This window comes from Streptomyces sp. WAC 01529, from assembly GCF_003945545.1.
Classification (GTDB): Bacteria; Actinomycetota; Actinomycetes; order Streptomycetales; family Streptomycetaceae; genus Streptomyces; species Streptomyces anatolicus.
Window position 1 is genome coordinate 3,417,486 of sequence record NZ_CP029617.1, and the last position, 11,581, is coordinate 3,429,066.

General features: G+C 70.2%; 11 protein-coding genes. 7 read left to right on the forward strand and 4 right to left on the reverse strand.

The window, feature by feature from the left end; all coding sequences use genetic code 11:
* A complete protein-coding gene (gene galU / locus DMA15_RS15220; protein ID WP_125513289.1) occupies positions 1-912 on the reverse strand; it encodes a UTP--glucose-1-phosphate uridylyltransferase GalU in 912 nt (303 codons plus the stop codon).
* 93 nt (positions 913-1,005) lie between these two features.
* Here galU and DMA15_RS15225 point away from each other — a divergent pair, with 93 nt between their 5' ends.
* Positions 1,006-1,620 carry a 5-formyltetrahydrofolate cyclo-ligase gene (locus DMA15_RS15225; RefSeq protein ID WP_125513290.1) on the forward strand — a complete coding sequence of 205 codons (615 nt, stop codon included), beginning with the start codon at positions 1,006-1,008 and terminating at the stop codon, positions 1,618-1,620.
* Positions 1,621-1,705: 85 nt separating this feature from the next.
* Here the strand turns inward: DMA15_RS15225 and DMA15_RS15230 are convergent, their stop codons facing one another.
* Positions 1,706-4,531 (reverse strand): penicillin acylase family protein, encoded by a 2,826-nt coding sequence (locus tag DMA15_RS15230; RefSeq protein ID WP_125513291.1) that lies wholly within the window; start codon positions 4,529-4,531, stop codon positions 1,706-1,708.
* A 216-nt stretch (positions 4,532-4,747) separates the two neighbouring features.
* On the opposite strand from DMA15_RS15230, the gene DMA15_RS15235 reads away from it, so the two are divergent.
* The 6 genes from DMA15_RS15235 (at position 4,748) to mscL (ending at position 10,503) form a co-directional block, all read left to right on the forward strand.
* A complete protein-coding gene (locus tag DMA15_RS15235) occupies positions 4,748-6,280 on the forward strand; it encodes a potassium/proton antiporter (RefSeq protein ID WP_125513292.1) in 1,533 nt (510 codons plus the stop codon).
* Positions 6,281-6,515: 235 nt separating this feature from the next.
* Entirely contained in the window at positions 6,516-7,790 is a 1,275-nt protein-coding gene (locus DMA15_RS15240; protein WP_125513293.1) for an MFS transporter, read from the forward strand.
* A gap of 67 nt (positions 7,791-7,857) precedes the next feature.
* Complete coding sequence (locus tag DMA15_RS15245; RefSeq protein ID WP_125513294.1) at positions 7,858-8,199, forward strand: FmdB family zinc ribbon protein; 342 nt, start codon at positions 7,858-7,860, stop codon at positions 8,197-8,199.
* A 128-nt stretch (positions 8,200-8,327) separates the two neighbouring features.
* Entirely contained in the window at positions 8,328-9,185 is an 858-nt protein-coding gene (locus DMA15_RS15250; RefSeq protein ID WP_125513295.1) for an S-methyl-5'-thioadenosine phosphorylase, read from the forward strand.
* A gap of 130 nt (positions 9,186-9,315) precedes the next feature.
* Positions 9,316-9,831 (forward strand): RcpC/CpaB family pilus assembly protein, encoded by a 516-nt coding sequence (locus DMA15_RS15255; RefSeq protein ID WP_240659808.1) that lies wholly within the window; start codon positions 9,316-9,318, stop codon positions 9,829-9,831.
* Positions 9,832-9,969: 138 nt separating this feature from the next.
* Entirely contained in the window at positions 9,970-10,503 is a 534-nt protein-coding gene (mscL, locus tag DMA15_RS15260) for a large conductance mechanosensitive channel protein MscL (RefSeq protein ID WP_125513297.1), read from the forward strand.
* Between the two features lie 7 nt (positions 10,504-10,510).
* On the opposite strand, the gene DMA15_RS15265 is transcribed toward mscL, so the two are convergent.
* Positions 10,511-10,711, reverse strand: coding sequence for a hypothetical protein (locus DMA15_RS15265; protein ID WP_125513298.1), 201 nt, complete (start codon positions 10,709-10,711; stop codon positions 10,511-10,513).
* 37 nt (positions 10,712-10,748) lie between these two features.
* Positions 10,749-11,570, reverse strand: a complete 822-nt coding sequence (gene pflA, locus DMA15_RS15270) for a pyruvate formate-lyase-activating protein (protein ID WP_125513299.1) — start codon at positions 11,568-11,570, stop codon at positions 10,749-10,751.
* Positions 11,571-11,581: the final 11 nt, after the last annotated feature.

The following is an 11,581-nucleotide window of genomic DNA, read 5'->3' on the forward strand; positions in this document are numbered from 1 at the left end:
CTACATCTCCTCGGTGACGTAACGGCGAAGCCAGGCCTTGAAGTCCGGCCCCAGATCTTCACGTTCGCACGCGAGTCTGACAATGGCACGCAGATAGTCACCCCGGTCGCCGGTGTCATAGCGGCGGCCCTTGAAGACGACGCCGTGCACCGGGCCGCCCACCTTCTCGTCCGCGGCGAGCTGCTGGAGGGCGTCGGTGAGCTGGATCTCGCCGCCGCGCCCGGGCTCGGTCGTGCGCAGCACGCCGAAGATGTGGGGGTCCAGGACATAGCGGCCGATGATCGCGTAGTTGCTGGGGGCGTCGGCGGTGTCGGGCTTCTCGACCAGGTCGGTGACCTTGACGACGTCGCCGTCCTCGGTGGCCTCGACGGCGGCGCAGCCATAGAGGTGGATCTGCTCCGGGGCCACCTCCATGAGGGCGATGACGCTGCCGCCGTGCCGCTCCTGGACCTCGATCATGCGGGCGAGGAGGGGGTCGCGCGGGTCGATGAGGTCGTCGCCGAGGAGGACGGCGAACGGCTCGTGGCCGACGTGCGGAGCCGCGCACAGGACGGCGTGACCGAGCCCCCTGGGGTCGCCCTGGCGGACGTAGTGCATCGTCGCGAGGTCGCTGGACTCCTGGACCTTGGCGAGGCGCGCCTCGTCGCCCTTCTTCAGGAGGGCCGACTCCAGTTCGTAGTTGCGGTCGAAGTGGTCCTCCAGCGGGCGCTTGTTGCGGCCCGTGATCATGAGGACGTCGTCGAGACCCGCGGACGCGGCCTCCTCGACCACGTACTGGATCGCCGGCTTGTCGACGACCGGCAGCATCTCCTTGGGGGTCGCCTTGGTGGCCGGCAGGAAGCGGGTGCCGAGCCCTGCCGCCGGAATGACCGCCTTGGTGATCCGGGGGTGGGGGGCGTGAGACTCAGTCATGCGGCCACCATATCCGGTACGTATGTGCGGAATCTGCGTATCCGGATAATTCATTGGCATATGCGCCGACCAGGAAGGATTTGTGAATACCCCATGAGCGGAACCGAGGCCGAGGGCCAGCCAACCAAGCGCGAGTTGCGGCGAGGCCTCCTCGCGGTGAGAAGCGGGTTGACTGCGGATGACGCGCGGAAGGCGTCGGCGGCCCTCGCCGAGCACGCGCTGGAGCTCACGGAACTGGCCGGCGCGCGGACGGTCGCGGCGTACGTCTCGGTGGGGAGCGAGCCCGGCACGCGCGTACTGCTCGATGCCCTCCACGCGCGCGGGACGCGCGTTTTGCTGCCCGTACTGCTCCCCGACAACGACCTGGACTGGGCGGCCTACGAAGGCCGGGGCTCCCTCGTCCGCGTGCGGCACCAGGGGAAGATCGAGCTGCTCGAACCCTCCGGAGCGCGGCTCGGCCCGCAGGCCGTCCTGGAGGCGGACGCCGTGCTGCTGCCGGGGCTCGCGGTGGACGAGCGCGGGGCCCGGCTCGGGCGTGGCGGCGGGTCGTACGACCGGGTCCTCGCCCGCCTTGAGCGCTCGGGCGCCGATCCCGCGCTCGTGGTGCTTCTGTACGACCGTGAAGTGGTCGCGCACATCCCCGCGGAGGCGCACGACCACCCCGTGCACGCCGTCGTGACGCCGTCGGGGGTGCGCCGCTTCCGCTGAACCCCGGATGACCCCCCGGAACGCCGAAAGGGCCCTCCACGCGTGCGTGGAGGGCCCTTTCGGGATCTGCCGGTCCCGGTCCCGGTCAGGGACGCAGGACCAGCTTGTCGCTCGTGCCCTTCTCGACCACCTTGTCCGTGTAGGCCCACGGGAGGAGTTCGCCCTTGGCCCACTTGTCCGTCTGGTCGGTGTAGTGCGCGTTGTACGCGTGCCCCGAGGCACCGGTGAGGTTGATCCACTTGGACTTGTCGAAGTCCTTGAGGTTCACCACCATGCGCATCGACGGCACCCAGATCACGCCGTAACCGCCCGCCGCGTTCCAGCCGGTGGCGTTGACCGCCGCCTCGCCGCCGCCGAGGTTCCAGGGGCCGCGGTTGAGCACGTACTGCAGCCAGCCGGGGCCCTCGGTGCCGAGCGTCTGGTTCTTCAGCTGGAGGCGGTGCAGACGGCCCCAGCTCCAGGTGTCGGCGTCCTTGCCGAGCTTGGCCGTCAGGTCCCAGCGCGCGTCCTCAAGAGCCCGCTTGAACAGCTGGTCGCGGTTCTTGGTCGCCTTGTCCGTACGGGTCGCGGGCGCCTTCCACCAGTCGTTGGTCTCGTCGTCGAGGATCTTGCGGACCACTTCGTAGTAGCGGTCGCCGCCGTCGGGCTGCGCCGAGTCCGCGTCGCGCTGACCGCACTCGCGCACCTTCTTGCCCTCGTCGGCGGGGCCGGTGTTGCCGGCCGGCTCGACGTTCAGGCACTGGCCCTTGACGCGCAGCTCCTTGGGGAGCTTGTTGCCGAAGGCGAGCTTGAGGATGTTGCGCCAGACCGAGTTGAAGTACGCGGCGGCCGCCGAGTCGGCGTCCTGGGTGTAGTCCCAGCCCTCCAGGAGCTTCTGCGCCTCGCGTACGTACTTGTCCTTGACGTCGATCTTCAGCAGCTTGGGCACCAGCAGCTTGGCGATCTCACTGCTGTTGTCCATCTGCATGAGGCGCATGTCCTCGGTGGAGACCTTGCCGCCGTTCTTGATCTTCGACTGGATGAGGTCGTCGATCCGCTGGCTGCGCGCGCCGTAGCCCCAGTCCGAGGTGAGCTTGTACGGGTACTTGGCCTTGTCGCTGTCGTCGATCACGGCCTGGTTGGCGGTGACGATGTAGCCGCGCTTGGGGTCGTACTCGTAGGGCAGCGCGTCCTGCGGGATGTAACCCGTCCAGCGGTACGCGGGGTCCCAGCCGGGCGCCGGGAGCGAGCCGTCGCCCTTGCCGCGGGTCGGGATCCTGCCGGGCGCCTGGTAGCCGATGTGGCCCTTGGTGTCGGCGTAGATCAGGTTCTGCGAGGGCACTTCAAAAGAAGCGGCCGCCTTGCGGAACTGCGTGAAGTTCTCCGCCTTGTTCAGCTCGAAGACGGCGTCCATGGACTTGCCGGGGGTCAGCGCGGTCCAGCGCAGCGCCACTCCGTAGCCGTCGCCCCGGTCGGGGGCGGCGGTGTCGACGTGGGCCTTCTTGCCGACCTTGACCAGTTCGTCGTTGCGGTCGGAGATCAGCGGGCCGTTGTTGGTCTCGCGGACCGTGATCTTCTTCTCCTTGCCGCCCGCGACCTTGATGGTCTCCACGCGCGAGGTGAAGGGCAGCACCTTGCCGTCGTACTGGTAGCCGTCCCCGGTGAACTTCTCCAGGTAGAGGTCCGTGACGTCGGCGCCGAGGTTCGTCATGCCCCAGGCGATGTCCTTGTTGTGGCCGATGACCACGCCCGGCATGCCGGAGAAGGTGTAGCCCGAGACGTCGTACCCGCACTTGTCGGAGACCGACCGGCAGTGCAGGCCCATCTGGTACCAGACGGAGGGCAGCCGCGGTGCCAGGTGCGGGTCGTTCGCGAGGAGGGGCTTGCCGGTGATCGTGTGCTCGCCGGAGACGACCCAGGAGTTCGAGCCGATGCCGTTGCCGCTCGGGCCGAGGATCGCGGGGACCTCGTCAAGGGCGTCGGATACCCCTGAGAGCTGCGACTGGAGGCCGCCCGGGGCCTGGGCGCCACCGGCGAGGCCGGAGCCCGCTGCGCCGCCCGTACCGCCGGTGCCTGTCGCGCCGCCGGTGCCTGTCGCGCTCCCCGTGCCGGGCGTGCCGCCCGTGCCGGTCTGCGAGCCGGTGGCGGTGCCCTTGGCGTCGTACTCCTTGGTGACGCTGTCGAAGGCGCCCTCCCGCACGACGGGCTTGTTCCGCTTGAAGGGGTACTCCGGGTACAGGTCCTTGATCTGCGAGGGGCCGAGGCGGCTCGTCATCAAGGACCGGTCGATCTCGTCCTCCATGTTGCCGCGCAGGTCCCAGGCCATCGCCTTGAGCCAGGCCACGGAGTCGACGGGCGTCCACTTCTGCGGCTTGTAGTCATTGGTGAAGCCGAGCGCCGCGTACTCGACGGAGATGTCCTTGCCGTCCTTGCCCGCGAGGTAGGCATTGACTCCCTTGGCGTACGCCTGGAGGTACTTCTTCGTCTCCGGGGAGAGCTTGGAGTCGTACTCCTTCTTCGCGACCCGGTGCCAGCCGAGCGTGCGCAGGAACTCATCGGTCTTGACCTGGCCCTTGCCGAACATCTCGGAGAGCCGCCCGGAGGTCATGTGACGGCGGACGTCCATCTCCCAGAAGCGGTCCTGCGCCTGGACGTAGCCCTGCGCCATGAAGAGGTCGGCGTCGGAATCGGCGTAGATCTGCGGGATTCCGTTTCCGTCGCGCTTCACGTCGACGGGACCCGAGAGACCATCGAGCTTGATGGTTCCCTTGGTCTGCGGGAAGGAGGCGCGCACGGTGCTGATGCTCCAGTACGCGCCGAAGCCGATGCCTCCGACGATGGCCAGGACCAGGACGATCACGACGAGTCGGGCTCGGCGCCCCTTCTTCTTGCCGGACTTATGACCGGAAGAGGCGGTGGTGTTGGAGGGCATCGCTGTCCTTGCTGTCCTTACGCGAGCGGCAGGGCGGGCTGTGCTGTCGAGTGGGCGGCTCTGGGAGCGCTGGAGCAACCATAGGCGCAGGGCGTTGCGGCTCCGGACGCGGAGTCAGGAACCGGACCCCCGAAGATCGTATGCGCGTTCGAAGACATCAAGAAGGCGTTAACAATTAGGTAAGGTAACGAAGTACTTGGCTCGCAAGAAGTACTTGTGTGCGCGCGGCGGAAGGAACGGCCCCTGACTGTCCACCACCTCAACCAGCTCCTGCTCGTCTGCTCGCTCGTTCTGCTCGTCGCGGTGGCGGCGGTCCGCATCTCGTCGCGCAGCGGGCTCCCCAGCCTGCTCCTGTACCTCGGCATCGGTGTCGTCATGGGCCAGGACGGCATCGGCGACGTCCACTTCGACAACGCCGAGCTGACGCAGGTCATCGGCTACGCCGCCCTGGTCGTGATCCTCGCCGAGGGCGGCCTCGGGACGAAGTGGAAAGAGATCAAGCCCGCCCTGCCGACGGCCGCCGTGCTGTCGACCGTGGGCGTCGCGGTGAGCGTGGGCGTCACGGCGGCGGCCGCGCACTATCTGGTGGGCCTCGAATGGCGGCCCGCCCTGATCATCGGCGCGGTGGTCTCCTCCACGGACGCGGCGGCGGTCTTCTCGGTGCTGCGGAAGGTGCCGCTCCCCTCACGCATCACGGGCATCCTGGAAGCGGAGTCGGGGTTCAACGACGCCCCTGTGGTGATCCTCGTCGTGGCGTTCTCCACGGCGGGCCCCGTGGACGACTGGTACGTACTGATCGGCAAGATCGCCCTGGAGCTGGCGATCGGCGCGGCGATCGGCATCACGGTGGGCTGGCTCGGCGCCTTCGGCCTGCGGCACGTGGCCCTGCCCGCCTCCGGCCTCTACCCCATCGCCGTCATGGCCATCGCCGTCGCCGCCTACGCGGCGGGCGCCATGGCGCACGGCAGCGGCTTCCTCGCCGTCTATCTCGCCTCGATGGTCCTCGGCAACGCCAGGCTGCCGCACTGGCCCGCCACCCGCGGTTTCGCCGAAGGGCTCGGCTGGCTCGCCCAGATCGGCATGTTCGTCCTGCTCGGCCTGCTGGTGACCCCGCACGACCTGCTCGCCGACGCCTGGCCCGCGCTCGTCATCGGCCTGGTCCTGACGATGGTGGCGCGCCCGCTGGAGGTCGTGCTGAGCCTGCTGCCGTTCCGCATGCCCTGGCAGGAGAAGGTGCTGCTCTCCTGGGCCGGCCTGCGCGGCGCCGTGCCCATCATCCTGGCCACCATCCCGATGGTGAGCGGCGTCGAGGACAGCCAGCGGATCTTCAACATCGTCTTCGTGCTCGTCGTCGTCTACACCCTCATCCAGGGCCCCACGCTGCCCTGGCTGGCCAGGAAACTGCGGATCGGGGGCTCCCCGGAAGCCGCCGACCTGGGCATCGAGTCGGCGCCGCTGGAGCGGCTCCAGGGGCACCTGCTGTCGGTGGGCATCCCCGAGGGCTCGCGGATGCACGGCGTGGAGGTATCCGAACTGCGGCTGCCCGCCGGGTCGGCGGTCACGCTGATCGTGCGGGGAGGCGAATCGTTCGTGCCGCTGCCGACGACGGTGCTGCGGCGCGGCGACGAGCTGCTGGTGGTGGCGACCGACCCGGTGCGGGACGCGGCCGAGAAGCGGCTGCGCGCGGTCGGGCACGGCGGAAAGCTCGCGAGTTGGCTGGGAACCGACGGAGAAAAACACCAATCGTAGGTGGCGGACGTCTCATCCGCTGCAATCACAGGGGCCAATGGGACCTGTGCCTGTACGATAAAGGGACCAGATCGAACCAACTCTGCCTGAAGCAGAGCTGGCGCGACCGTATGGCGGCCGTGGCGCCCTCGCAGTGGGCCCCGGCATCTACCGCAGTTCCGCGCAAGAGGACAGCTCTCGGCGCCGTCGCCCTACAAGGGCGGCCGCGCTACCAGGCGGCAGAAAGGCACGGGCCGTGGCATCCACGGTCACCGAATCCCGCCCGGGTTACGGACAGCTCCTGCGCACCCCTCGCGCCTGGACGTTCCTGCTCCCCGGCTTCGCGGCGCGACAGCCGTTCGCGATGCTGACCATCTCCATCGTCCTGCTGGTGCAGCACACCACCGGCTCGTACGGTGCCGCGGGCGCCGTCTCGGCCGCCACCGGCGTCTCCATGGCGCTGTTCGCCCCCTTCAGCGGCAAGCTCGCCGACCGGTTCGGGCAGCGTGCCGTGCTGGTGCCCGGCGTGCTCGTCCACTCCGCCTCGGTCATCGCCCTGACCGTCCTCGCGCTCTCCGACGCCCCCCTGTGGGCGCTCTTCGTGGCGGCCGTGCCCGCGGGCGCCTCGACGCCGCAGATCGGCCCCATGGTGCGGGCCCGCTGGGGCGTCAAGCTCCAGGACTCGCCGCTCGCCACCACCGCGGCCGCCTTCGAGTCGGTCACCGACGAGCTGACGTTCGTCCTCGGCCCGCTCCTGGCGACCGCGCTGTGCACCGGCATCGACCCCTCCGCGGGCCTGCTCACCGAGGCCGGGCTCACCCTGGTCGGCGGCCTGCTGTTCGCCGCGCAGAAGAGCACCCAGCCGAAGCCGTCCTCGCAGCACGAGGAGGGCCACGCGCGCGTGGAGCACGTCTCGGCGCTGCGGATCCCCGGAGTGCGCGTCCTGATCGTGACGTTCCTCGGGATCGGCGCCGTCTTCGGCGGCATGCAGGTCTCGCTGGCCGCCTTCACCGAGTCGATCGGCGAGCCCGGCCTGAACGGCGTCCTGTACGGCACGTTCGCCGCGGGCAACATGCTCTCCGGCCTCGTCTGCGGCGCCCTCGCCTGGAAGGTCTCCCCGCAGCGGCGCCTGCTCGTCGCGTACGCGGCGCTCACGCTGATGGCCTCCGGCCTGTGGGCCGCGCACTCCGCGCTGCTGCTCGCCGGGATCGGCCTGCTCGTCGGTGTCTGCATCGCGCCCGCACTGATCACCGGCTACACGCTGGTGGACAAGCTGGTCCCGCCGACCGGCCGCACCGAGGCCTTCACCTGGCTCACCGGCGCCGTCGCGCTCGGCCAGGCGGCGGCCGTCACGGTCGCCGGACAGCTGGAGGACCGCCTCTGGGACGGGGCCGGATTCCTGGTCCCGCTGGGCGGTACGGCACTGGCCCTAGTGGTCCTCGTGACGCTGCGCTCGCGCCTCGTCCCCAAGGCCTCGGGCCGCACGGTGGCACGTGGCGTCGGTCACCGCGTGCCGGTCGCAGTGGACTGATCTCGCGGAATACGTCACTATGGATCGTCGTTAGCACTCATCGAGTGAGAGTGCCAGGAGGAAGCAAGTGCCGACGTACCAGTACCAGTGCACCGAGTGCGGCGAGGGCCTCGAGGCGGTGCAGAAGTTCACGGACGACGCCCTGACCGTGTGCCCGAGCTGCGACGGACGCCTCAAGAAGGTGTTCTCGGCGGTCGGCATCGTCTTCAAGGGCTCCGGCTTCTACCGCAACGACAGCCGCGGCTCGTCGTCGAGCAGCACGCCGTCGACCTCGACGCCGTCCAAGTCGACGTCCACGTCCGCGTCCGACGCGAAGTCCTCTTCGTCGGCGGCTGCCACGTCGTCGTCTTCGTCGGCCGGTTCGACGTCCTCCGGCTCTTCGTCGGCGTCTTCCAGCTCGGCCGCGTAGGCAGCTCGGCTCGCGTAGGGCTGGCTTCCAGCTCGGCCGCGTAGGGCTTTCTGGTTTTTTCTCCGGGACCTCGCCGTTCATCGACGGCGGGGTCCCCGGCGTGTCGGGGGGCGGATACCGTGCGGCCCATGGTGAACACGGCGAACGCGACGCGGGCCGAGATCGGCGTGATCGGCGGCTCCGGCCTCTACTCCTTCCTCGACCGCGTGACCGAGGTCCAGGTCGACACCCCCTATGGAGCCCCGAGTGACTCCCTCTTCCTCGGCGAGGTCGCGGGGCGGCGGGTCGCCTTCCTGCCACGGCACGGCCGAGGCCACCACCTGCCGCCGCACCGCATCAACTACCGCGCCAACCTGTGGGCCTTGCGCTCGGTCGGCGTACGGCAGGTGCTCGGCCCGTGCGCGGTGGGCGGGCTGCGGGCCGAGTACGGGCCCGGGACGCTGCTCGTGCCCGATCAGCTGGTGGACCGCACGAAGGCGCGTACGCAGACGTACTTCGACGGGGTGCCGCTGCCGGACGGCAGCGTTCCCCACGTCGTGCACGTGTCGCTCGCCGACCCGTACTGCCCGGCGGGGCGGGCCACCGTGCTGAAGGCCGCGCGCGACCGTGACTGGGAGCCGGTGGACGGCGGGACGCTCGTCGTGGTCGAGGGGCCGCGCTTCTCGACCCGGGCGGAGTCGCTCTGGCACGCCGCCCAGGGCTGGTCGGTGGTGGGCATGACCGGGCATCCCGAGGCGGCGCTCGCACGGGAACTGGAGCTCTGCTACACGTCGTTGACGCTGGTCACCGACTTGGACGCGGGAGCGGAGACCGGCGAGGGCGTCTCACACGAGGAGGTGCTCCAGGTGTTCGCCGCGAATGTGGACCGGCTGCGGGGCGTGCTGTTCGACGCGATCGCCGGGCTGCCGGTGGCGGCGGACGGGGAGCGGGAGTGTCTGTGCGCGGGGGCGCTGGGTGGGATGGATCCGGGGATTCGGCTGCCGTGACGGAACTTCCCCTTCGGGTGAGGGAGTTGTCCACAACCGGCGGGTAGTCCACGGGCCTCAGCGGGAATCGGCGCGGGCCTGCATCGTGGGAGCGCAAGCCAAGCTCCTCGCATCGCAGGCGGTGGTTGTCGTGACCCAAGTCCCTTCCCAGGCCCGGCCGTCGGACGGCTGCCCTGTCCCCCACTTCTCCCCCGTGCGGGTGCGCGGCGGGCATCCACGGCTGCGCCGGCTGCTGCGGCACCGACGGCGGGCCCTGGCCGTGGGGCTCGCGATGACCGCCGCCACCCTCGCGGCCTCGGCCCCGGGGGACGCGGACCGGCCGCGGGGGCCCGCGGGGGCGGCCGAGCGCTCGCGGGAGCGGGAGGCCTCGGAGACGGTGACCGCGCCGGTGCGGATCGCGGACGCGGCGGCCGTGGGGTTGCTGCGCCCCGGCGACCGGGTCGACGTGGTCGCCGCCGAGGCATCACCCGGCAGTGGTGCAAAGCCGCGTGTGGTGGCGACCGGGGCCCGCGTGTCCGAGGTGCCCGAGCAGGCCGAAGGGCCTGCCGAAAGCGGGGCGTTGGTGGTGCTCTCGGTGCCGCGCGACACGGCGGCGCGGCTCGCCGGGGCCGGGGCGAGCGCCCGGCTGGCGGTGACCTTGCGATGAGCGCGACCGTTCACGATCGCACTGGCACCCGGTCACGTCGCTCGTCCGTGAGAGCGAATTGGACAGGCCGGTCACGGTCTGACGTAGGTTGCGAAGTCGTTTGTTCCGCAACCCGCACATGCAACGAAAGGCCTCGTGGTGAGCGAGAAGAAGGAACCGGGCGTCTGGGAGGGCTTCAAGGCCTTCCTGATGCGCGGCAATGTGGTCGACCTGGCGGTCGCGGTGGTCATCGGCGCCGCGTTCACGAACATCGTGAACTCGGTCGTGAAGGGTGTCATCAACCCGCTGGTCGGCGCCTTCGGCACGAAGGATCTCGACCACTACAGCTCGTGCCTGAAGTCCCCTTGCGAGGTGAAGGCGGGCGAGGTCGTCAAGGGCATCCCGATCATGTGGGGTTCCGTGCTCAGCGCGGTCCTCAGCTTCGTGATCACGGCGGCCGTCGTGTACTTCCTGATGGTGCTGCCGATGGCCAAGTACCTCGCGAAGGTCACCGCCCGGCGGGCCGCGAAGGAGGGGGCGAAGGAGGTCATGGAGGTCTCCGAGCTGGAGGTCCTCAAGGAGATCCGCGACGCCCTGGTGGCGCAGCGCGGCTCCGGGCAGAGCGCGCCGGGACAGGAAGGTCCGGGCCCGGAAGGCCAGGGGCAGGGCGGCCCTGGGCGGAGCGAGCGCTAGCGCGGGTTCAGAGGTGGTGGGGCGGCTTCTCGTCGAGGAACCGCGCGAGGTCGGCGGCGCTGTCGCCGCCGGACTCGGCCCGCTCACCCCACCCTCGGTCCGTATCGTCCGAAGACTGCTGCGACAGCGGATCGTCGAAGATCAGCGCGTGCTTCGGCTTCTTCGGCTCCTCCGGATCGCGCGATTCGGGGGCGGGGGCGGTACTCATGCTTCCAGGGTACGTCGCTGCGGCCCGACGCCCGCCGTCACACGGCCTTGAGGCCCTGAGCAGCGAAGATCTCCTTGGCGTCGGCTATCTGCGCCGGGCTCGGCGAGGGAGTGGCGCGCAGCGTGAAGTCCTTGCCGAGCGCGTCCCACTTCGCCTCGCCCAGCTTGTGGAAGGGCAGCACGTCCACGCGCGGGACGTTGCCGAGCGAGGCGGCGAAGCGGGCGACGCCCTCGATGTTCGCCGGGTCGTCGGTGAGGCCGGGGACGAGGACGAAGCGCACCCAGACCTCCTTACCGAGGGCGGCCAGGCGGCGGGCGAAGTCGAGGGTGGGCTCCAGGGGGCGGCCCGTGACCTTCTCGTAGGTCTCGGGGTGCCAGGACTTGATGTCGAGCAGGACCAGGTCGACGTCCCGGAGCAGGGCGTCGGTGGCGCGGGCGCCGAGGTGGCCGGAGGTGTCGAGGGCGGTGTGCAGGCCCAGCTCGTGCTTGAGCCGGTGCAGCAGTTCGCCGGTGAAGACGGGCTGCAGGAGGGGTTCGCCGCCGCTGACGGTGGCTCCTCCCCCGGCCGCGGAGATGAACGTCGTGTACTTGGCCGCCTCCGCGATCACGTCGTCGGCCGTGGTCCGCTTGCCGTCCCGCATCCGCCAGGTGTCGGGGTTGTGGCAGTACAGACAGGTCAGGGGGCACCCGGAGAGGAACGTGACGAAGCGGCTGCCGGGGCCGTCGAGGCCAGTGGACAGGTCCCAGGAGTGGACCGAGCCGGTCACGGGGCGATGGGTCGCGGCCGCGGCGGGGGTGGCCGCGTCCTCGTCGGCCACCCGGGGGCGTATGGGGATGTCAGTACCGAGCAGGGTTGCCATGGCGTAACTCC